At 64.9% G+C, this 23,205-nt stretch carries 15 protein-coding genes and 1 pseudogene; 15 read left to right on the forward strand and 1 reads right to left on the reverse strand.

Annotated features, from left to right (window positions below; translation table 11 throughout):
* The first annotated feature begins 39 nt into the window (after positions 1–39).
* From CGK93_RS07425 to CGK93_RS07480, 13 genes and pseudogenes are all read left to right on the forward strand, one after another.
* Positions 40–1,443, forward strand: a complete 1,404-nt coding sequence (locus CGK93_RS07425) for a DUF58 domain-containing protein (RefSeq protein WP_089594271.1) — start codon at positions 40–42, stop codon at positions 1,441–1,443.
* Positions 1,440–3,935, forward strand: coding sequence for a transglutaminase family protein (locus tag CGK93_RS07430; protein ID WP_089594272.1), 2,496 nt, complete (start codon positions 1,440–1,442; stop codon positions 3,933–3,935). The genes CGK93_RS07425 and CGK93_RS07430 overlap by 4 nt, the downstream gene beginning before the upstream one ends.
* The gene (locus CGK93_RS24045) at positions 3,928–4,212 is read left to right on the forward strand and encodes a zinc-ribbon domain-containing protein (RefSeq protein WP_232481573.1); all 285 of its coding nucleotides are present in this window, start codon (positions 3,928–3,930) and stop codon (positions 4,210–4,212) included. The genes CGK93_RS07430 and CGK93_RS24045 overlap by 8 nt, the downstream gene beginning before the upstream one ends.
* Positions 4,209–5,513, forward strand: a complete 1,305-nt coding sequence (locus CGK93_RS07435; protein ID WP_198318388.1) for an RDD family protein — start codon at positions 4,209–4,211, stop codon at positions 5,511–5,513. The genes CGK93_RS24045 and CGK93_RS07435 overlap by 4 nt, the downstream gene beginning before the upstream one ends.
* A complete protein-coding gene (locus tag CGK93_RS07440) occupies positions 5,510–6,436 on the forward strand; it encodes a PP2C family protein-serine/threonine phosphatase (RefSeq protein ID WP_089594273.1) in 927 nt (308 codons plus the stop codon). Before CGK93_RS07435 ends, CGK93_RS07440 begins: the two co-directional genes overlap by 4 nt.
* Positions 6,423–8,549, forward strand: a complete 2,127-nt coding sequence (locus tag CGK93_RS07445) for an FHA domain-containing protein (RefSeq protein ID WP_089594274.1) — start codon at positions 6,423–6,425, stop codon at positions 8,547–8,549. The genes CGK93_RS07440 and CGK93_RS07445 overlap by 14 nt, the downstream gene beginning before the upstream one ends.
* Complete coding sequence (locus CGK93_RS07450) at positions 8,546–10,249, forward strand: serine/threonine protein kinase (protein ID WP_089594275.1); 1,704 nt, start codon at positions 8,546–8,548, stop codon at positions 10,247–10,249. Before CGK93_RS07445 ends, CGK93_RS07450 begins: the two co-directional genes overlap by 4 nt.
* Positions 10,250–10,294: 45 nt before the next feature.
* Positions 10,295–10,998 (forward strand): annotated as a pseudogene (locus CGK93_RS07455) (hypothetical protein).
* The gene (locus CGK93_RS07460; RefSeq protein WP_089594276.1) at positions 10,995–15,449 is read left to right on the forward strand and encodes an FtsK/SpoIIIE domain-containing protein; all 4,455 of its coding nucleotides are present in this window, start codon (positions 10,995–10,997) and stop codon (positions 15,447–15,449) included. The pseudogene CGK93_RS07455 and the gene CGK93_RS07460 overlap by 4 nt, the downstream one beginning before the upstream one ends.
* Positions 15,450–15,546: 97 nt before the next feature.
* Positions 15,547–16,155 (forward strand): hypothetical protein, encoded by a 609-nt coding sequence (locus CGK93_RS23480; protein WP_157731651.1) that lies wholly within the window; start codon positions 15,547–15,549, stop codon positions 16,153–16,155.
* Between the two features lie 42 nt (positions 16,156–16,197).
* A complete protein-coding gene (gene ligA / locus CGK93_RS07470; protein ID WP_089594278.1) occupies positions 16,198–18,492 on the forward strand; it encodes an NAD-dependent DNA ligase LigA in 2,295 nt (764 codons plus the stop codon).
* On the forward strand, positions 18,489–19,313 hold the full coding sequence (locus CGK93_RS07475; protein ID WP_089594279.1) for an inositol monophosphatase family protein: 825 nt from the start codon (positions 18,489–18,491) through the stop codon (positions 19,311–19,313). Before ligA ends, CGK93_RS07475 begins: the two co-directional genes overlap by 4 nt.
* A gap of 10 nt (positions 19,314–19,323) precedes the next feature.
* Positions 19,324–20,532 (forward strand): AAA family ATPase, encoded by a 1,209-nt coding sequence (locus CGK93_RS07480; protein WP_089594280.1) that lies wholly within the window; start codon positions 19,324–19,326, stop codon positions 20,530–20,532.
* Between the two features lie 37 nt (positions 20,533–20,569).
* On the opposite strand, the gene CGK93_RS07485 is transcribed toward CGK93_RS07480, so the two are convergent.
* Entirely contained in the window at positions 20,570–21,937 is a 1,368-nt protein-coding gene (locus CGK93_RS07485; RefSeq protein ID WP_089597272.1) for an LLM class flavin-dependent oxidoreductase, read from the reverse strand.
* A gap of 298 nt (positions 21,938–22,235) precedes the next feature.
* Between CGK93_RS07485 and CGK93_RS07490 the strand changes: the two genes are divergently transcribed.
* Both CGK93_RS07490 and CGK93_RS07495 read left to right on the forward strand, forming a co-directional pair.
* Positions 22,236–22,748: a GNAT family N-acetyltransferase gene (locus CGK93_RS07490; protein WP_089594281.1), complete on the forward strand. Its 513-nt coding sequence runs from the start codon at positions 22,236–22,238 to the stop codon at positions 22,746–22,748.
* Between the two features lie 57 nt (positions 22,749–22,805).
* A complete protein-coding gene (locus tag CGK93_RS07495) occupies positions 22,806–23,186 on the forward strand; it encodes a RidA family protein (protein ID WP_024820219.1) in 381 nt (126 codons plus the stop codon).
* Positions 23,187–23,205: the final 19 nt, after the last annotated feature.

Genomic DNA, 23,205 nt, shown 5'->3' on the forward strand with positions numbered 1-23,205 from the left:
ACCCCCACCTGCACCCCAGCTCAAACAAAGGCCTCCCACATGTCCTCCAGCACACCCCTGACCAGGGCTGCTGATTCGTTCAAGCGCGCAACGACCGCCGTGAGCGGCAAGATTCGCGGCGCCCGTACATCCCGCAACGAACCAGGCAACCGCCCTGGACGTACCGGGAAACCAGGCAAGCCCAGTTCCCTGCACCCGGCCGCCGTATGGGCCGAAGCCGCGGGAACAGCCGGCGAGTTCCTCTCACCTGCTTGGCGCAACGTCCGGGCAGTGTGGCTGAAGTTCGTGTGGCCGGTCCTCGCCGTGGTGAGCCTGCTGGGCTGGGTGGTCCTTGCTGCTGCAATCGGGCTTTGGTGGGCAGGACAGGCCTGGGGCTGGCAGGAAGCGAAGTCCGCGGCGATGGTGGCTTTCCTGCTGTTTGTCCTGGCCATTGCGTTCATTGTGGGCCGCTCGGCGTACGGCGTGGTCCTGGACCTCGCCCGCACGCGGGTAGCAGTGGGCGACGACGCTGTAGGCAGCATTGCCGTGTCCAACGTCTCCACCAGGCCGTTGTTGCCCGCAGCACTGGAGCTTCCGGTGGGCTCCAACACCGCCGTCTTCCACCTGCCGCGCATGAAGCCGGCGCAGGTGCACGAGGACCTGTTCACCATCCCCACGGCCCGGCGCGCCGTGATCGTGGTTGGTCCGGTTCGCTCAGTCCGCGCCGACCCCCTCCACCTTCTCCGCCGCCGCGTGATGTGGACCGAACCTGTGGACCTCTTTGTCCATCCCCGCACGGTGTCCTTGGGCAGCTCGGCCGCGGGCTTCATCCGCGACCTTGAAGGCATGCCCACCACGGAGCTGTCCAGCGCCGATGTCTCTTTCCATGCCCTGCGGGACTATGTCCCCGGTGACGATCGGCGCCACATCCATTGGAAGACCACAGCGCGGACCAACAAGCTCATGGTCCGCCAGTTCGAAGAAACCCGCCGTGCACACCTCGCCATTGCACTGTCCATCAACACTGACGAATACGACTCCGAACCGGAGTTTGAGCTGGCCATCTCCGTGGCAGCATCCATCGGACGCCAGGCCATCAGCGAACAACGCGATCTCGACGTCCTGACCCAAAAGGGACCGCTCCGCTGCGAAACCGGCCGCAACTTGCTCGATGACGCTACCCGGATTGTCGGGGCACCCATGCGGAAGACCGCCGTCGACCTCGCCCGGAACCTCTCCGACGCTGTCCCGAACGCCTCCGTGGTGTTTTTCGTCGTGGGCCGTCACGTCACTGCAACCCAGCTCCGAACTTGTGCCGCATCGGTGCCCCCGGGGGTCCGCAGCTTGGCGGTGCGTGTCCAACCAGGCGCGGCACCGACGAGGGCCAACATCGCCGACCTGACGGTCCTCACTGTCGGCGACCTGGACGATCTGGCCATTGTTCTTCGAAAGGCGGCAGCATGAGCACCGCACCGAATCTCCGCGTGCGTCCCCGCGCCGGCAAAGGATCCAGGTCAACAGGCCGCGCCAAGCGCGCCGGTGGAGGGTCGATCTTTGCCGACGGTCGCCCGCTGTGGCACTTCGCCGTGGACTGCGGCGCCCTCGTAGTGTTGCTGTTCCTGGGAGTCCTCGGATTCAGCCTGAGTTTCGGGGGAGACCCCCGCTATCTGATCGCCGGCCTCGGCGGTGTGCTGCTTGGACTGGGCATCGCGGTCCTGAACGCCCATCTTCGCCTGGGCCTGTTGATTACTGCCGCCGTGACCTTCGGCGTCTACATGCTGTTTGGCTCCGCCCTGGCCGTCCCTGATTCAGCGGTCTTCGGCGTCCTCCCCAGCCTCGATTCGTTGCGGACACTTCTGCTGGGTGTGGTGTTTGCCTGGAAGGACATGCTGACGGTCGGCGTTCCGGTGGGCACGGCCAACGGCATGCTCATTGTGCCGTTCCTCAGTTCGCTGCTGACCGCCTTGGCCGCTGGCCTGCTGACCTGGCGGCTGAAGAGCCCGTACTGGCCTTTGCTGCCTGTGTTGGTGTTGTTCGTAACGGGTATCGCCTTCAGCACCAGCGCCGGCTTCCTCAATGTGGAGCGCGGCGTTTCCCTGACCATTGTCTCAATCGTGTGGGCGACGTTCCGCCGCGATGTCCTTCGGCAGCGGAGCACCAAGACTGTCTCGGCCAACAGGCCGGATTCCGACGCCGGTGCAGCGCGCCGCGGCCAGCTCCGCCGGTTGGGGACTGCTGCAGCCGTGATCGCCGTCGCCGTCGGCGTCACCGCCATCGCGTCGCCGATTGTCACCGCCAGCGACGACCGGAAGGTGCTGCGTAACACGATCGTCCCGCCGTTCGATCCCCGCGACTACATCACTCCGTTGGCGAGCTTCCGGAACTTCGTCAAGGACGAGAAGGACAGCACACTGTTCACGGTGAAGGGCCTGCCCAAGGACGCTCGTGTGCGCCTGGCCGCGCTGGATGCCTTCAACGGCCTGAACTACACCATGGATCCCAACAGCTCCGGCAACTTCAGCAAAGTGGGAGACGCCCGTTCGCTCAATACGCTGGCTGAGACCGGCAGCCCGGTGAAGGGCACCAACTACACGTTGGACATCACTGTTGAGGACTACCAGGGCTATTTCGTTCCCGGCGGACGGCACACCACTGGCATGAGATTCGCGGACACGTCCGGTGCGGCGTCGGGTCTATACTTCAACGCCGGCACGGACACCGCAGTCACCACCAAGGGCCTGTCCAAAGGCGAGAACTACACGGTCCAGGTCTCCGACCCCGGCACCCTGGAGCACGGCCAGCTGACGCAGTACGACTTCGCGAAGCTGACGCTGCCGGAGGCACAGGAGGTGCCGCCGATCATTGCCTCGCAGGCCAATGAACTGTCCGCCGATGCGCCGACAGCCATTGACCGTGTGCGGCAGATCGAAGCGCATTTCCAGAAGAGCGGTGCGTTCAGCAACGGCCTGGTGACGGAGGGACAGCTTCCCAGCCTCCCCGGCCACAGCGCCGCACGTGTACGCAACATGCTCTCCGCCAAGCAGATGCTGGGCGACGACGAACAATACGCCGTCTCCATGTCGCTCATGCTCCGGCATCTTGGCATCCCGTCACGTGTGGTGATGGGCTTCTACCCGGATCCCAAGAGCCCCGAAAACGGTGCGGGCGACATCAAGATCACGGGCAAGGACGTCCACGCCTGGGTTGAGGTGGCCTTTGACCGCGTCGGTTGGGTTGCGTTCGATCCCACCCCGCCCAAGGACAACGTGCCCATCCCGCCGGACCCGGAGAACAAGTCCAAGCCCAAGCCGCAGGTGCTGCAGCCGCCGCCCCCGCCGCAGGAACCTGCGGACCTGCCGCCGGACTCCACGCCGGATGCCCTGGACGCTGACGAGAAGAAAAACAACCCCTGGCTCTTCTGGGGTCCGCTGTTGGCAGCCATCGGTGTTGCGTTGATCCCCTTGGGGATACTCGCCCTGCCGCTGCTGCTCATCCTTCTGTTGAAAGCACGACGCCGGAAGGCACGTTTCCGTGACGGCCATCCTGCCCAGCGGGTCGGCGGTGGGTGGAACGAAGTGATCAGCCTTGCCACCGACATGGGCGCCTCGATCGACACCAAGTCAACGCGGCGTGAATCGGCCACCGTCATCTCGGAGGCGTTCCCGAACGCCGGCGGCACCACCACGATGCTGGCCCACCGCGCCGATGCCGCAGTCTTTGGCGCCGGCCAACCGAGCGAGGACGAGGTCAAGCACTATTGGGAGATCGTCGATTCGTCCTTGACCGACATCACGGGAAGCGTCGGTTTCTGGAAGCGGCAACAGGCCAGGTTCTCGCCGCGGTCCTTGCTGTCCGATGGGCGGGCTGCCCTCCGGCGCCGGGATCAGGCAACCGCCGATCCCTCGACGCGCCGTCGCTTCACCTTGCCATTCAAGAAGGACACCACGAATGAATAATGAGGCCGAACTTTGCCCGGCCTGCAGGCATGCGGTCCTTCCCGGGGCCACGTTCTGCACGCAGTGCGGATCCCCGTTGAGCAACCGTGGAGCCCGCAAGGAAGGGAACATCAACCACGCCCAAAGGGCGGCTTTGGAGTTCGCAACCCGGCACGGCCTGCCCGATCCCGGTAGTATCTCGGTAGTGTCGGCACCGGCGTCGCCGACGCACCCGGCGCCTCCGGGAACCACCACGGCGCCGGACCGTATCACTGGGCCAGGGGAGGGACCACCATGACCACCAAGCTCCACTTGGTGCCCGCATCCGCAGGCAAGAGGCTTGGCGCTGCTGTGCTGGACTGGCTTGGCCCCATTGCCGTCCTGGCCACCACCTTCGCCATCGGCATCGCAGGCATCACGCAAACCCGCAAAAACGGCTTCATTGTCTATGACACGGGGCTGTTGGTCCTCCTGGGCAGCATCGGCCTGGGTGTGACGGTGGTCTACATTTTTGTGCTGCTTGCACTCGAAGCCAAGTCCGGCAACACCATCGGCAACCAGCTCATGGGAATCCGCAGCTCCGATGCCGAGGGCTACGCCCCCGGTGCCGGTGCCGTTTTTGTGCGGGGCATCATCACCGGCGGCGTACTGCTCCTCGGCGGAATCACCTCGGTGGTTCTTTCTGCCCTTGGCCTGATTACCCTGGTGCTGTGGATCGGGCTTCCACTGATGCTCCTGGGTGTTGTGTGGGCCGTCCTCGTGGTGGTCTCCAATGCCTGGGACAAGGACGGCAAGCTGCGCGGCTGGCAGGACAAGGCCGCGAAGTCTTTGGTGTTCGACGTCAACGCAGGACGCAACCCCGTGACCACGGGTGGGATCCAAGGCCCCTACAGTTTCGCGCCGATGGATCTCCCGCCTGTGCAACCGGTGGCTTCTCCGGTCCCCACCGGTGCAACGACTGGTGCCAAGGCATCCAGTGTCACTCCGGCTGCTGCCGCTTCCTCGGCGGCCACTCCGGCCGGTTTCGGGCAGTCGGCGCTTGCGCCGGTGACTCCCGTGGTGCCCGCAGCCCAGCAGCCCTCACATGACCCCAACCAGTGGCGTCCGCCGTCGGCACCACGGCCAACGACGGCTGCACCACAGCTGGCTCCCGTGACGCCGCAGCCGCAGGTCATTCAGCAACCGTCCGCGCCGGTTACCGGCTTTGCCGGCCACCCCGACGACGACGTGGAGCGCACCCAGATGCGCCCGGGCACTGCGCGGGCACAAGCGGTCCTGCGGATCCGGATTGATGACGGCCAGGACGTCCAACTGGGCGGCTCGGTCCTGCTGGGGAGGAACCCGGCTGCGCAGCCAGGGGAAGCGGTAGAGCAACTTTTGCCGGTTGCCGATCCCGGCCGGTCCATCTCCAAAACCCACCTGCATCTGAGGGTGGATGGCGATGGTGTCTGGGTCACCGACCGAAACTCCACCAACGGCAGCGCCCTCACCACGCCCGACGGTCTCCAGACGCGGCTCCATCCGGGCCAGGCAGTCTTGGTCCGTCCCGGTTCCACCGTTCACTTTGGGGACCGTTCCTTCCACCTAGGACAAGCATGAATTCACAGCCGGCCACCCCTGCCAATGCCGAAGCCGGCGCTCCTTCAGGCGGGTCTTCCTTTGGCCTGAGTTACGGGTACGGGACGGACCGCGGACTGCGCCGTGAACTGAACGAGGATTCGTTCATCGCTGCAGACCCCGTCTTTGCGGTAGCAGACGGCATGGGCGGACACGAGGCCGGTGAAATTGCCAGCGGCATGTGTGTCCGGGCCCTGGGCAGTGCCCCCGAACTTGCTGCTGGCGTGCGGACCGCATCTGCAGCGGATTTGCAGGCCTGCCTGTTGAGGGCCGACGCAGCCATCCGCAACGCCACGGGTGCCCGCGCCGGAACCACGCTGTCCGGCGTGGTGGTGGTGGAACAGATGGGCCTGCCCTATTGGCTGGTGATGAACATCGGAGATTCCAGGACGTACCGCCTCAGCCAAGGGGAGTTCACGCAGGTGAGCGTGGACCACTCCGAGGTGCAGGAACTGGTGGATTCCGGGGATATCACCGCGGAGCAGGCAACGGTTCATCCCCGCCGCCACGTAGTGACCCGTGCCTTGGGCACCGGTGATGAGACCGAGGCCGATTTCTGGTTGCTTCCCGTCCAGGAAGGTGACCGGATCATGGTCTGCTCCGACGGCCTCAATGGTGAATTGGGCGATGACCACATGTTCCGCATCCTCAGCACCGTCGCCCATCCGCAGGATGCCGTGGACGCGCTGATTCAGGCCGCCCTGCGAAGCGGTGGCCGGGACAACGTCACCGTGATCGTGGTGGACGCCAAGAACGTCTTGAACGACGCCGGCATCGCCACCACTGCGCCCCGCCCTGAGGTTGACTCCGAGGTTGAAGAGGACACCCTTCCGAGGGCCTGGGTGAATGGCGCGGACGAGGTATCCGCGGCTGACCAGGAGGAAGGCGTCGATGGCAAGCAGTAACCTTTCGCTGACCCGCTACCAGCACGGCGACTGGTTCGGTGTTGTGCGGAACGGGACAGTGGTTCTCCTGGGCCCGGATACACCGCACGCGCTGATCGACACGGTCTGGGAGTTGCTGGCATCCGCTCCCGAGGCCCACGAGGTCCTTCACGAGGTGACGGATGCCTTTGGTGTTTCGCTGAGCCGCATCCCTCCGTTCGGGATCATCGACGCCAAGGACGCGCTCCGGGTATTCCTCCGTGGTGATCTCGAATTGCTGGTCCAGTCGGAATCGGGCGCCGAACAGCTCACCGGCCGTGACGTGACCACCTGGACAGAGCGCAGGCTCGCGGGCGCAACTTCCTACAGCCTCCGGATTGGGGGCGGTTCCGCCTCCGGCATGCCGTTGAACAGCCTGCCCCTGACGGAGGGCGTGGTGCTGTTGTCAGTACTCGAAGCTGCCCCCGTCCAACCCGGCCAACCCATCCAACCCGGCCAACCCGGCCAACCCATCCAACCCGGCCGCGATGTGGGGCCCGCGATCCATGCAGCAGCCGTTCCTCTGGAGGAGCCGGCCAACGACAGAAAAAACCGGCATGCCGTCACGGACAAGGTGTCCGACGAAACCATGATCGGCTACACGGAGGCAGACCTTGGCCTGACCATCGCCCCGGGCCACCTGGGGCTGGGGACGGAATCAGCTCCCGGCGATGAACCTGCCAGTGAACCTGTGGCTGTTGGACGCGCCGGAGAACCTGCTTCCAGACAAGAGCCATCGGCCAGCGAAACCGATACTGGTGAAACCTCCGTTGGTGAAACCTCTACTGAGGAACCCGCCGCCGCGCCTTCCGCTGACGGTCCCACCGCCGAGCCCGCCGTCGGCCTGTCCTCGGAGGATGGAGCTGCTTCACTGGCACTTGCTTCGGCGGGGGAGACCGGTCAAGAACCAGTAGCTCAGGATTCAGTCCCGGAAAATTCAAGCGTGCAGAATCCGACCGTGACCGACGTCCTCGAAGAGTCCGGTGAACCCCTCCACACCAGCACCACTGATCCCTTGGTCCCCACGTTGGAAAACACGACCAACTACGATCACCTGTGGGATAAGACGGTGATGCGCACCATCGAAGATGCTGCCGTTCGGGTGGATGACGACTCCGACGACCACGATGCCCCAGTGTCCAAGACGCCGGCCGCTCTGGTGGCCCCTGCGCCCATGCCTGCAGCACCAGCTGCAGAACCGCAGGATCCGCTATCCTCAGTCCCGGCACCACCGGCCCCAGTATCGGCAGGGCAGCGTTCGGCAGGGCAACGTTCGGCAGGGCAACCTGCGGCTGTGCAACTCCCTTCCGACCAGGGAACGGGTCTGATTGATTCCGTACCCTGGATGCGGACCAGCCCTGCCGCACCGGATGCAGGCAGTGCCGCACCCGCGCCTTCGAGCATGCCCGCTGTTCCGCTCATCGGGTCAGCGCCGTCGCCAGGCCCGGCCCCGTCACAGCCCAGTGCGGACCCTGCCCCGCAGCTTCCGGGCGGCTGGCCACCTGCACCGCCCGCAGGCGTCGTCGACGAAGATTCAGACCATGACGGCCAGACCATCATGAAGAGCAGCCTTGCTGCGGGGAACGACGACGCGGCCAAACCGGCGTCGGAAGCCCCGGAAGCTGCGGTTGCCAATGGGCCAAGCGTGTTGGCACGGGTGTGCTCCCAGGGGCACGCGAATCCACCCACGTATCCGCAGTGCTCTGTCTGCGGCACGGCACTGTCCGGCGATGCCGAGCAGGTCCAACGTCCGCGTCTTGGCCGCATGCGCCTTTCCACGGGCGAGCTGATCGATCTTGACCAGTCGCTGATCATTGGACGGCAACCTTCCGTTTCCCGTGTCCAAGGCGGCACCATGCCAAGGTTGGTGCAAGTGGAGAGTCCCGGAGGGGACATCTCCCGCTCCCACGTCGAGGTCAGGCTGGAGGGTTGGCACGTCATGTTGTGCGACCTGAAGGCGACCAACGGAACAGTGTTGATCAGGGAAGGCCAGGCCCCCCGCCGCCTTGCCCAAAACGAAATGGCCATTCTGCTGGACGGCGATATCGCCGAGTTGGGTGACGACATTTCATTGCGTTTCGAGGAGATTCTTTGAGTTCCAAGAGGCCCCCCGCGCCGCCTCCACCCATTCCGGGATTCCAATACGTCAGCCTGTTGGGCTCTGGTGGATTCTCGGATGTTTACCTGTATGAGCAAGACCGGCCCCGTCGTAAAGTGGCCGTCAAAGTGCTGCTGTCAGACCTGAAGACCGAGGGCGCACGCCGACGCTTCGAGTCCGAGGCGAACCTGATGGCCCAGTTGTCGTCGCACCCGTACATCGTGACGATCTTCGAAGCCGAGATTACGGAGAGCGGCCACTCCTACCTCGCCATGGAGTACTGCTCCCGGCCAAGCCTTGATGTCCGGTACCGCCGTCAGCGCTTCAGCGTGGACGAGGTCCTGGCCGTCGGCATCCAGGTGGCGTCCGCCGTCGAGACCGCCCACCGGGCCGGCATTGTCCACCGGGACATCAAACCGGCCAACATCCTGGTCACCGACTACAACCGTCCCGCACTGACGGACTTTGGTATCTCCGGCACCATCGGCGCCGACACCGAGGACGACGCCGGCATGTCCATTCCGTGGTCGCCGCCCGAGCAGTTCAGGGGTGGCGCGGTGGACGGGGTTCCCGTTGACATCTGGGCGTTGGGCGCCACCCTCTACACCCTCCTGGCAGGCCGTTCGCCCTTCGTCCTGCCCGGGCAGGACAACTCGCAGCGCGAGCTGATCTCGCGCATCACCAACTCGCCCCTTCCCAGGCTTGGCCGGGCGGATGTTCCGGAGTCCCTGGAACTCGTCCTGGCCACGGCCATGGCGAAGTCGCCGGGGTCCCGCTACTCGTCAGCGCATGCTTTTGCCCTGGCGCTTCAGCGGATCCAGACAGAGCTGAACCTGTCCCAGACACCGTTCGAGGTGCTTGAAGAACCCGGGCACGGCGACGACCAACATCCGGACGACAACTTCGAGGAAACCCGGGTCCGGAGCATTGCTTCGATCGATCCGGACGCTTCCGGGACAGCCACCACGGGATCGGCGCCCACGTTCCCCGCCCGGACCTTCCCGTCCACGGTTCCCGGCGCCACCCAAGCTCCTGCACACCTTTCCCCGCCGCAAACGCAACCGGGCGCCGCCCAGCAAGCCCCACCGCAATTCCACGCCCCCGTCCGGGACCAGAGCGTGGTGGAGGGGCCCGACGTCGCTGAATCCACGGTCCTGCGAGGCTGGCAAGCTTCGCCGGCTGCGCCGGATGTTGACGCAACCGTCAGCCGCTCTGCTGCCTCGGCAGAGGCACCGACAACGGAGGACGATGTCCCGGCAGCCGACCACAGCAAGCGCAACCTATGGCTCGCCGCCACCGGCGCAGCAGTGCTGGTGGTCGCCGTCGTGGTTGGCATGGTCCTGGGTTCGTCGGCACAACCGAAAGTGGCCCCGACGGAAACTGCGAGCAAGGCCCCGGCCGATCCCTTGGACAGTGGCAGCGTCCCTGACGTCGAGGCACTGGCCGCGGCACGGGATACCAAGGATCCGAACATCATCGTTTTTTCCTGGAAGAACCCGCAGCCTAAAGAGGGCGATACCTACAAGTGGCGCACCAAATCGGCTAAGGCTGACGGCGCCTATGAGACAACGCCGACGGAGAAGGCCTTCGTTTCAGGCTTTGGCGAACCGCCCATTTGCGTGCAGGTCATCATTGTCCGGTCGGACGGCAGCGCGTCGCCTGAGGGGCCGGGCTCCATCGCTTGCCTGGACGGGTAGCCGCCTGATGACACTTACTTACCGCCGACTGAGGAGGCACAGATCATGGGGGATCTAGCAATAGATTTCTGTGGGGAATGGTACGAACCATCCGACGAAGACGTCTTTGACATTGGTCGCGAAGGTGACCTGGAGGTCGACGACAACCCGTATCTGCACCGACGCTTCCTGCAGATCGCCCGTTACGACGGCATGTGGTGGCTCAGCAACGTGGGCAGCATGTTGTCTGCCACCATCGCGGATGGTTCGGGCGGCATGCAGGCCTGGCTTGCGCCGGGTGCGAGGATCCCGTTGGTCTTCAGCCACACCAACGTGATCTTCACGGCCGGGCCCACGACGTATGAATTCGCCGTCCACTTGAAGACGCCGTCGTTCCGGCACGAGGCCCGCGAAGAGGACCAAGCGGGGATACCACCATTGGCCCCGTGGTCTTCACGGACTCACAGAAGGCCCTGATCGTCGCCTTGGCTGAACCCATGCTGCGACGCGAAGGCACTGGCTTCAGCGCCATTCCGTCCTCAGCGGAAGCTGCGAAGCGGCTGGGTTGGGCCCTGACACGGTTCAACCGGAAGCTCGACAACGTGTGCGACAAACTGGACCGCGTTGGAGTGGTTGGTTTGCGCGGTGGTGCAGGGAAACTCGCCACCAACCGCCGCGCCCGCCTGGTGGAGCACGCAGTGACCTCGCATCTGGTGACCCCGTCCGACCTGCACCTCCTTGAAAAAATGACTGGAGTCGACGAAGGATGAAGTTTCGCCTGACCTTGCGGCGCGATCCTGCGGAAGCCAAGGACCTCGCCGTGACGGTGGATGGTCGCGCCACCGTTGCTGACATTGCCACGGAACTCTGGGCCGCCGACCCCGTACGCAAGGGGACCGAACCGCCGTCGAACCTGTCCATCAGCGTTGACGAAGCGTTTGTTGGCGGTGGCCTGTCCGGACACGTCCTGCGGCCCACGGACAACCTGTTGGAGTCCGGGTTGCGGCCCGGTTCCAAGGTCTCGCTCGCGCAGGTCAGCGAACAGTTTGCCTCGAACGGCCACGCCAACGGCACCAACAGGGGACCGGCAGCGGCGACGTTGCGCGTCATGTCAGGGCCCGACGTCGGACGCGAATTTTCGCTGCCTTTCGGCACCAGCTACATCGGCCGGGACAGGGACGCCGACATCAGGCTCTCCGACCCGCTGACGTCCAAGCGACATGCCCGCGTCACGGTGGGCGAGACCGTGGAGATCGTGGATACGAACTCTGCCAACGGGCTGCTCATGGACGGGTTGCCCGTCACGCGGGCAACGCTGCAATCCTCGGACACGGTCACTTTGGGCGATACCACTGTGGGAGTGGTGGCGTTGTCCCGGAACCACAGTGGCGGCCCGTCGTCGCCGTTGGTGGACTTCAACCGGTCACCGCGGGTCCTGCCGAGGTTCGAATCGCCCAAACGAGTGCCGCCGGCGGGTCCCAAGCGCCCCGAGCACCAGCCGTTCCCCTACATCATGCTGGTGGCGCCGCTGCTGATGGGCGGCGTGCTCTTCGCCGTCACCCAGAACCTGCTCTCCGTGCTTTTCATGGCCATGATGCCGCTGTTCATCGTGGGGCACTACGTGGACCACAAGATGCAGAGCAAGCGCCAGGCCAAGGAAGGCCACAAGCAGTTCAAGGCCGCCATGCTGGCATTCCGTGAGGACATCGACCGGCAGCAGAACATCGAGCGCGCCGTCAGGCTCCAGGAAGCGCCCTCCGTCAGCGATACCGTGGATGCGATCTACAAACTTGGCCCCTTGCTGTGGACCAACCGTCCCGAACACCAGCACTTCCTGGGAGTCCGTTTCGGGCTGGGCTCCGCGCCGTCGCGCATCCCCTTCGACGAGCCAAGCGCCAACGAAACCGAACCGCAGTACATGCGGGAAATCCAGGAGTGCCTTCAGCAGGTCCGGGTGATCGAGGGCGTGCCCATTGTTTCCCAACTGCGGACCTCCGGATCGTTCGGCGTGGCGGGGGACCGCGGCGTGGTGGACGATGTTGCCCGCGGGATGGTGCTCCAACTGGTCGGTCTCCACTCGCCGGCAGAAGTGGTCCTGACGTCGCTGACCTCGGCACGTTCCCGTGAGCGCTGGGACTGGCTGCAGTGGCTTCCGCACGTCGGTTCCGGCCACAGCCCGCTGTCCGGTGACCACCTCGCCGCAGGCCCTGGTGCTGGTGCTGCCCTGTTGTCCCGCTTGGAAAGCCTCGTGGAAGAGCGCGAGTCCATGGCCAAGGAACCGGGTCCGCAGCATCGCCCCGGGCTCAAGAACGAGCACGAAGAAATCCCAGCCCCCGTTGTGCCCGCAGTTCTGGTGATCGTTGAAGACGATGCTCCCGTGGACCGCGGACGCCTCACGCGCCTGGTGGAGCGCGGCCCTGACCACGGCGTGCACATCATGTGGGTAGCGGCCAACGTACAATCCCTCCCCGCAGCGTGCCGCGACTTCCTTTCCGTCGACGGCGATCACGGCACCACCACAGGCCAGGTCCGCCTAGGCCGCCACACCTATCCGGTGAGCTGCGAAAGCCTCGATGCGGACCTCGCCACGCAACTGGCCCGCATGATGTCGCCGCTGGTGGACGTCGGAAACCCGCTCGACGACGACTCCGACCTCCCGCGCGCCGTTTCCTACGCCACGTTGATCGGCAAGGAGTTGATGGACAACCCGCAGGCTGTGGCCGAGCGGTGGCAGGAAAACAACTCGGTCCACGCCTCGTCTGTGCCCAACCGTAAGGACAGCGGCAGCCTCCGGGCTTTGGTTGGTTCCAAGGGCGTGGAACCGTTCTACCTCGACCTGAAGAACGAGGGACCCCACGCGCTGGTGGGCGGAACCACCGGTGCCGGCAAGTCCGAATTCCTCCAATCCTGGGTGATGGGCATGGCCGCGGCCTACAGCCCGGACCGTGTCAGCTTCCTGTTCGTGGACTACAAGGGCGGCGCAGCATTCGCGGATTGCCTCCACCTGCCCCACACCGTGGGACTGGTGACGGACTTGTCCCCGCACTTGGTCCGCCGTGCACTGACCTCCCTGCGCGCCGAACTGCACTATCGGGAACGGCTCCTGAACCGAAAGAAGGCCAAGGACCTGCTGGCGTTGCAACGCGAAGCCGATCCAGAGGCCCCGCCGTATCTGATCATCATCGTGGACGAATTTGCGGCGCTGGCTACGGAAGTTCCCGAGTTCGTTGACGGCGTGGTGGACGTTGCTGCCCGTGGCCGTTCGCTGGGTCTGCACCTGATCCTTGCCACCCAACGGCCTGCCGGCGTCATCAAGGACAACCTGCGTGCCAACACCAACCTCCGTGTCGCTTTGCGCATGGCTGATGAAGTGGATGCGGTGGACATTCTTGGTGTTCCCACCGCCGCCTATTTCGATCCCTCCATCCCGGGCCGTGGCGCCGCGAAGACCGGCCCCGGGCGGATCCAGGGTTTCCAGACCGGATATGCCGGTGGCTGGACTACCGAGAAACCGCAGCGTCCGCGGATCGACATCGTGGAGATGGCCTTCGGCTCCGGGCCCACCTGGGAGCCGCCGTTGGTGGCCCAGGTGGAGGAAGAACCCGCGGGGCCGAATGACATCGCCCGGATGACGGAAAACATCATCCGTGCCGCGGACGTCCTCTCGATCGAGCCTCCCCGCAAGCCGTGGCTCAACGAACTGGCCACCACGTACGACTTCTCCAAGCTCCCGAATCCGCGGACGGATGAGCGGCTCCTGTTGGGCGTCGCGGACGATCCCGCCCACCAGGACCAGCCCACCGTGTTCTACGAACCGGACAAGGACGGCAACATGGCCGTCTACGGCACGGGTGGATCCGGAAAGTCGGCAGCGTTGCGCAGTATCGCCATCGCCGCGGCCGTCACACCCCGCGGTGGCCCTGTACATATTTATGGCATCGACTGCGGTTCCTCCGGCCTGAAGATGCTGGACGGACTCCCGCACGTGGGTGAAATCATCAATGGCGACGACGTTGAACGCGTTGGCCGCCTGCTGCGCTGGCTCAAGGAAGTAGCCGACGACCGCGCTGCACGGTTCGCCGAAGTCAGGGCCTCCACGATCGTGGAGTACCGGCAGTTGGCCAACCGGCCGGACGAGAAGCGCCTCTTCATCCTGGTCGATGGCATGTCCTCCTTCCGGGAAGGATACGAGTACAGCAAGCTGTCCGCGCTGTGGGACATCTTCCTGACACTGGCCACCGACGGACGTCCCCTGGGCATCCACCTGGTAGTCAGCGGTGACCGCACCAACTCTGTTCCGGCGTCGCTCCTTGCTTCCATCCAGAAACGGCTGGTCCTGCGCCTCAGCTCCGAAGACGACTACATGACCCTGGACGTTCCCAAGGACGTCCTCAACGCCGCCTCTCCTCCCGGGCGTGGGTTGCTGGACGGACTCGAAGTCCAGCTCGCCGTGCTGGGTGGCAACTCGAACCTGGCACTGCAAGCGCGCGAAGTGGCCAAGCTCAGCCAGGCCATGGTCCGTCAAGGACTCGAGCAGGCACCGCAAATCCAGCGCCTCCCGGAGTTGGTGGACCTGGACATCCTGCCCACCGGTGCTCCGGACAACCCCGTTATTGGTGTCGACGACGAGACACTGGGTTCGGCGGCCATCGCCGCCAAGGGCTCGCTCCTCCTCGCGGGCCCTCCGGGTGCCGGACGGACGGTGGCGCTGGTGACCCTGGCGTACGCCATGCGCCGCTCCAACCCGCGCACAGACCTGATCTACATTGGCTCGCGCCGGTCCGCCGTGGCGTCGCTGAACATCTGGAGCCGTTCGCTGGTGGGCCCGGACGAGGTTTCCGATGTCGTGGATGACCTGATCGACAAAGCCTCGGACAACCCGGGCAGCATGGCCATTTTCATCGAGGGCCTGACCGAGTTCACGGACACACTGGCCGAATCGGGGGTCGGCCGCCTGGTCACAGCGGCCATCAAGGCCGATCAATGGGTGGTGGGCGAGTCTGAAACCTCCACCTGGTCCCAGGCCTGGTCCTTGGCGCAGCCGTTCAAGTCCGGGCGCCGTGGGCTGTTGCTCAACCCGGGAGACGTGGAAGGCGACAGCCTCCTCAACACCTCCTTGGGCAGGATCAGCACCGACTTCATTCCCGGCCGTGGATACATTGTTGGACGTGGCAAGGTACGCAAACTGCAGATCGCCATGCCCCCGGAGAACCGAAGCTAGGATTTGCCGCAGCGCGGGCGATGTAAGAGGATTTCACAAAACACCCGAACTTCTTGAAAACCGGCGGCGCCCCAACGCCCCGGCTGAGGTTACTTTCATGCGACACTCCGTTGTCCCTGCCGTTCTTCTAACCGCTGGCCTGATGTTGGCGCCCGCTGCCGCCGTCCACGCTGCTCCGTGCGACGGGAAGCTCTCCTGCGCCCCCACCGAGGGAGCCGACGACCCGTCGCCGACTCAGCCCGCGCTGGCTCCTGAAGCGGACAAGAAACCCACGTCCAAGCCGGAACCGACCCGTATCCGCGAGACACAGAAAGCTCCGGCACCTGCACCGGCCGCTCCCGCACCGCCTGTCCAGGCGCCGCGTCCCGTCGTCACGCAGTTCGTTACCGTGGCACCCCGGGTGACCAGTCCGGCGTCGGGCCCGTCCGAACCCACGCCCACCCCCGAGGCGACCGTGGCGTCAGCAACGCCGTCGGTCTCTCCCTCCGCGACTCCCAGCTCAGCCGGCCCCAGCCCGTCCAAGTCGTCCAACTGGAACACCCCCGTGGACAAGGGCAAGGAGACGCAGGCCGCCGCCATGGCCAGTACGTCCATCTCCGGCCCCAACATGCTGGGCCTCTTCGGTATCCTGGGTGCCGTTCTCCTGGTGGGCCTGGGCGGCCTGGCGTTCGCGCTGTGGAGCAAGAACCGGCTCTCTTCGCACTAGCCGCGCCGCAAAAATGTCGGTGGCTTGCGGCAAGATAGACGTGTGAGCACACCAGAAACTGCGAACCCGGTAGAAACCACAGGCGAACAGGCGGCTGCAGCCGTCGTGGAACCAGAAGGGACCCCACCTTCGGAGTCTTTGCGCGATGAGTACGAGCAATTGGCCGACCTCGTCCGCAAGTACCGGTATGCCTATTACCAGGAAGACTCACCCACAGTATCGGACGCCGAGTTTGATGAACTGTACCGGCGCCTGGAGGAGATGGAAGCCCTCCACCCGGAGCTTGTCTCCAACGATTCCCCCACGCAGGAAGTCGGCGGCGAGGTCTCCTCGGCGTTCGCTGCCGTGGAGCACCTGCAACGGATGTACAGCCTGGACGACGTCTTCTCCCTGGACGAGCTTGAGGCCTGGGTGCGGAAGGCAGAAGCTTCCGTGGCCAAGCTCGGAGACTCCGTTCCGCCCATTGCCTGGCTGACCGAGTTGAAGATCGACGGCCTCGCCGTGAACCTCCTCTACCGGGACGGCAAGCTCGTCCGTGCGGCCACGCGCGGCGATGGCACCACCGGTGAAGACATCACCCACAACGTCCTGACCATCAAGGAAATCCCACGCGAACTCACCGGGTCCGGGTATCCAACTGAAGTCGAAATCCGGGGTGAGGTATTCATCCCCTCCAAGGCCTTCGTCGAGTTCAACGAGACCCTCGTGGCCGCCGGCAAAGCACCGCTCGCCAATCCCCGCAACGCTGCCGCTGGTTCGCTGCGCCAAAAGGATCCTGCGGAAACCGCCAAGCGTCCCCTGAGTATGTACGTCCATGGCATCGGCGCCCGCGAAGGCTTGGAAGCCAAGAGCCAGTCCGAAACCTACAAGCTCCTTGAGGCATGGGGGCTGCCCACCAGCCCGTACCTCAAGGTCCTGGGCTCGTTTGACGAGGTCCTTGAGTTCATCGGGCACTACGGTGAGCACCGCCACGACCTCGCACATGAGATCGACGGCATTGTGGTCAAGATCGACGACTTCGCCACCCAACGGGCCCTCGGCTACACCTCCCGCGTTCCGAGGTGGGCTGCTGCGTACAAATACCCGCCGGAAGAAGTCCACACCAAGCTCCTGGACATAGCCGTCAACGTAGGCCGTACCGGCCGGGTGACTCCGTTCGGTTTGATGGAACCCGTGAAGGTGGCCGGCTCCACGGTGGGTATGGCGACGCTGCACAACCAGGATGTGGTCAAGGCCAAGGGTGTCATGATCGGTGACATCGTGATCCTTCGAAAAGCCGGCGATGTCATCCCCGAAATTGTGGGCCCTGTGCTGGCCCTGCGTGACAAACAGGATCCACCGGTCCGGGAATTCGTAATGCCTACCGAATGCCCTTCCTGTGGCACGCCGCTGGCGCCTTCGAAGGAAGGCGATGTGGACATCCGTTGCCCCAATGCGAAGTCGTGCCCGTCGCAGCTGCGTGAGCGCGTGTTCCACCTCGCGGGCCGTGGCGCGTTCGATATTGAAGCTCTGGGGTGGGAAGCTGCCATTGCCCTCACACAGCCTGCGGAACCTGGGACGCCACCGCTGACCAGTGAAGCTGGACTGTTCAGCCTGACCCGCGAGGACCTGGCCGATGTCCTGATTCGCAGGGAGAAGCGCTCCAAGGGCGTGGGCACGGGCGAGTATGAGCTGGTTCCGTACTTCTATACCAAGGGCACAGCCAAGTCCCCGTCCAAGCCGACGGCCACCACCGAGAAACTGTTTGTGGAGTTGGAGAAAGCCAAGAAGCAGCCGCTCTGGCGTGTTTTGGTAGCGCTCTCCATCAGGCACGTCGGCCCCACAGCTTCGCGGGCTCTGGCTACCGCCTTTGGCAGCATGGACGCCATCCGGAACGCCACGGAAGAGCAGATGGCCCATGTGGACGGCGTGGGTCCCACCATTGCGGTGGCACTCCAGGAATGGTTCGCCGTGGACTGGCACAACGAGATCGTGGACAGCTGGGCAGCTGCCGGTGTGCGGATGGAGGACGAGCGGGACACATCCGTGCCGCGCACCCTTGAAGGCCTCACCATCGTTGTTACCGGCACTTTGCCCAACTTCAGCCGGGACGAAGCCAAGGAAGCCATCATCATCCGTGGCGGGAAGGCGTCTGGTTCCGTGTCCAAAAAGACCAGCTACCTGGTGGCCGGCGAAAGCGCCGGCACCAAGCTGGACAAGGCGGAGCAGCTGGGTGTTCCCGTGCTGGACGAGGACGGGTTCCGGGAGCTCCTTGCCAACGGACCCGCGACCACCGAAACCGCACCTGACGCTGACGCCGCACCTGAATCTGACGCAGCGGAAGCGGTCTCCGAATGACGGATGTGAACGGGCTCCTGGCAGTAGCCAAACGTGCGGCTGCGGCGGGTGCTGCTGTGCTCGCGCAGCGGTCCGTCAGCGGCACGGGCGGCGATGGGCTCGAAACCACCAACAAGGGCGAGGCCGGCGACTGGGTCACGGCCTTTGACGTCGCGGCTGAGAATGCTGTCCGGAAAGCCATCCTTGCAGAGCGGCCCCATGACACCATCACCGGCGAGGAGCACGGCACCACCCGGCCGGACGCGCCTTCCGGGTACCGCTGGTCCATTGACCCCCTGGACGGAACCACCAACTTCATCCGAAACATCGCCTACTACGCCACCTCTGTGGCCGTAGCCGATTCCGACGGCGTATGGCTGGCCGGTGTGGTCCACGCGCCTGCCCTGGGTCGCGTCTACTCAGCTGCCCGCGGACAAGGAGCCTGGCTGGAGGTCGGTGGAGAGACCACCCGCTTGGCAGGTCCTGTCCAGGGACGCATGGGACTCATCCTCGCTACGGGATTCAGCTACGATCCCGCTACCCGCGCAGACCAGTCGGCCGGGCTCGCAGGGCTCATGGAAGGCTTCGCTGACGTCCGGCGGCTGGGCTCTGCGGCCTTGGATCTCTGCCTGGTGGCAGATGGTACTTTTGACGCCTACGGCGAACGTGGCCTGAACGAGCACGATTTCTCCGCCGGTGCGCTGATCGCCGAAGAGGCAGGCTGCTGGGTGCGTCGGCCCCGTCTGGAGAGCCCCTTGAACGGTGGGCCCAGCACCGAAGACCGCTTGGCGGCCTGGATGTGCGCCGGCACCTTGGAACTGTCCGGCAAGTTCCCTTTGTAGTCCTTAACCCGTGATCAAAACCCTCGCCATCGCCAACTACCGGTCCATCCGGGATCTCGCCATGAAGTTGCATGGCCTGGACATCGTGACCGGTGCCAACGGCAGCGGAAAGTCCTCGCTGTACCGGGCGCTTCGGCTGTTGGCAGAGTGCGCCGGGGGCGACTCCGGCAACGTGGTGGGTTCACTTGCCCGCGACGGCGGTTTGGCCTCCACGCTGTGGGCAGGCCCGGAGTCCATCAGCAAGGCCATGCGCAGTGGTGACATGCCTGTCCAGGGGACGGTACGGCGTGAGTCCGTAAGCCTGAAGCTGGGTTACTCCGGGGACGACTTTGGATACCTGGTGGACCTGGGGATGCCAACGCCTGGCGGTGCCGGATTCGACCAGGAAACCGGCAGGCCCCGGCCCTCCGCCTTCAGCTTGGACCCCGAAATAAAACGGGAGCAGATCTTCTCCGGCCCTGTAGCGCGGCCAGGCTCACTGTTGGTGGACCGGAAGGGAAGCCTGGCCAAGCTGCGTGGACCGGGCAGCGAGTGGACAGAGTTATCCAGGAGGTTGGACACCTTCCAGAGCATGCTGACGGAGGTTTCGGACCAGGACAGGGCACCGGAGGTCCTGCGGGTTCGTGACTCGGTCCGTTCATGGCGGTTCTACGACCACTTCCGAACGGACGCCGACGCGCCCGCACGTCAGGCGCAGCTCGGCACCCGCACACCCGTGCTTCATCACAGTGGCAAGGATCTCGCGGCTGCTCTGCAAACACTGCGCGAGGTGGGCTTCGAGCGGCAGTTGGATGCCGCCGTCGGCCGTGCCTTTCCCGGAAGCCGCTTGGAGATTGCCGTCAACGACGGCCGGTTCAGTGTGGAGCTGAGTCAGCCGGGCATGCTGCGGCCCATGAAGGCTGCCGAGCTTTCGGACGGAACCCTGCGGTTCCTCTTGCTGACTGCAGCATTGCTGACCCCGCGTCCCCCCGAGCTCATGGTCCTCAACGAACCCGAGACCAGCCTCCACGTTGACCTGATGCCGGCACTGGCCGGACTGATTGTCCAGGCCAGTGCCAACAGCCAGATGATCGTGGTGACACATTCCGAGGCCCTGCTCAGTTCCCTCCGCGAGAGCGGTGCCGCCCATGAGCATGAGCTTTACAAGGACCTTGGCGAGACCAGGATCAAGGGCCTGGGCTCGCTGGACAGTCCGTTGTGGACCTGGCCCAAGCGCTGAACGGGGTCATCGCCGGACGTCATGCGTTGGACCAGGCTCAGAACGCCGATCCGATGGACGTGAGCTGCTGCGCGGAGGCGCCTGCATAACGGTTCTCCGGCCGGGCCAGTCCGTAGTGTCCACGCAACGTGGAGGCCGTGTACTCCGTGCGGAACAGGCCTCGTTGCTGCAGGATCGGCACCACCTGGTCCACAAAGATCTCCAAGCCGGAGGGGAGGACCGGTGGCATGATGTTGAAGCCGTCCGCGGCGCCGGCAAAGAACCAGTCCTGGATGGCGTCGGCAACCTGTTCAGGTGTTCCGGAGAAGGTGCGGTGCCCGCGTCCTCCACCCAGCCGGCCGATCAGCTGGCGAACGGTGAGCTGCTCCCGGCGGGCCAGCTCCACGATCAGCGTGTAGCGGCTCTTGGCACCCTCAATGTCGTCCTCGGAGGGCAGGTCGGCAGGAAGTTGGCGGTCCAGGGGGAGGTCCTCAGGCTTCAGGCGCAACGTCTTGGCCAGCTGCTCCCGGGCGTATTCGGGCTTGATGAGTTCGTCCAGTTCACGCTCGAGCTTCAGGGCTTCGGCTTCAGTGGAACCGATGACGGGGACGATCCCCGGCAGGATCTTGATGCCTTCCGGGTCGCGGCCCACAGCTGCGGTGCGTGACTTCAGGTCCGAGTAGAAGGCTTGCGCGTCGGCCAGGGTCTGGTGGGCGGTGAAGACGGCTTCGGCATACTGGGCCGCCAGCTTCTTGCCGTTTTCGGAAGAGCCGGCTTGCACGATCAGCGGGTGCCCCTGCGGTGAACGGGGAACATTGAGCGGCCCACGGACGCGGAAGTGTTTGCCCTCATGCTCGATGACCCGGATCTTGTTGTCATCGCCCCAGACGCCCTCGGCTTTGTCCGCGAGGATGGCGTCGTCTTCCCAGCTGTCCCAGAGTTTCTGTGCCACCTCAATGAACTCGGCGGCCCGCTCGTACCGGACGGCATGGGCCGGCTGGTCATCCACGCCGAAGTTGCGCGCGGCGTCCGGTCCCGCCGTCGTGACGACGTTCCAGCCTGCACGTCCTCCACTGACCCAGTCCACCGAGGCGAAACGGCGCGCAAGGTTGAAGGGGTCGTTGTAGGTGGTGGAGGCGGTGGCGATCAGGCCGATCCTTTGCGTGGCCGCAGCGATGGCCGTCAGCAGCACGGTTGGTTCCAGCTTGCCCGCAGGACGGCGGCCCACCTCGCCAAAGAGGACGGGGGAGTCAGCGAAGAAAATGGAATCGAGCTTTCCACGTTCGGCTGTGCGGGCCAGGTGCTGGTAGTGCTCCACCTTGGTAGAGGCAAGGGGGTCGCTTTCGGGCAGGCGCCATGATGCTTCGTGGTGCCCTGTGCTCATCAGGAACGCGTTGAGGTGCAATTGGCGGTCTGGCGGGGTCATGGTTTCTCCTCGGGTCAGGACGGTTTGGGGGCCGGTGTGTGGCAACTCAAGCACGGGTCCAAAGCCCTCCGCCAGCGTTTCGACATGTCCCCGCAACAGCACGAAACCGGGGTTCACGGCACGCAACGCGGCTCCATCCGACGCCACGGGAGGCAACACAGAACCCGGCCCGCTTGCTCCGCAGGCGAACAGCGCGAGGCAACCATCCGGCGTCGTGCGTTCCAACGTGACTGATAGTTCCATCACGGAAAGGCCCCTTTGGCGCCGTTGGCCCCTGGAACCCGACTACCATTGGTAGGTGCTTTCGCCGATTACCGTCCGTCCCGCCCTGCCCGAAGACTACGACGCCGTTGCCCGCATTACGCAGGAGTCCTACGTCACCGCGGGGTACTACGGCGACGCCGATCACCCGTACCTGCAGAAGCTCCAGGATGTGGCAGGCCGTGCAGAGCACGCAGAGATCCTGGTGGCAGAGCGCAACGGGGAAGTCATCGGTTCCGTGACGGCTGCTCCTGCCGGCGGCGGTTTCTCGGACATCGGCCTGGAAGATGAACTGGAACTGCGTACCCTCGTGGTGGATCCGGCTGTCCAGCGCTCCGGTGCCGGCCGCGCCCTGGTGCAGGCCGTCGTCGATCACGCCAAGGCCATGGACGGTATCAAGGCCGTTTCACTGACGACCGGCGCGACGTGGGAAAGCGCCAACGCCCTCTACACACGGACTGGCTTCGACCGCGCACCGCACCGCGACTGGTTCGTCCCGGGCACCGACATAAAGTTGTTCGTTTACCGGCTGGACCTTCCGCAGTCATAAAGTTTCCTTCGTAAACGCCGGTCACCGGACCGTGCGAAAGCGACAGGAAGGCGCGGCATGCGCAAGACATTCGGCACGGGCTCGGTCTGGGAACAGACCCTTGGATACTCCCGCGCAGTCCAGGTGGACAACACCCTCTTCATTTCAGCCACGGCTGCCTCCGGCCCTGAGGGGATTGTGGGAAATGACTTCTACTCCCAGACCAAGTACATCCTGGAGAAGCTCGGTGCTGTCCTGGAAGACGCCGGTTTCTCCTACGAGGACGTTGTGCAGTCCAAGCTGTACCTGACGGACATCAGCAAGTGGGAGGACGCCGGCCGCGCACACGGCGAGGTCTTCGGTGAGATCCGCCCGACGCTGGCCCTGGTACACGTGCTGCCGTTCCTCGATCCCGAAATGCTCGTGGAGATTGAGCTCGTGGCGCAGAAGTCCGCGTAATCAGCCAGCTGTCACCTAC

The sequence above is a fragment of the Arthrobacter sp. YN genome (assembly GCF_002224285.1).
Lineage (GTDB): Bacteria > Actinomycetota > Actinomycetes > Actinomycetales > Micrococcaceae > Arthrobacter.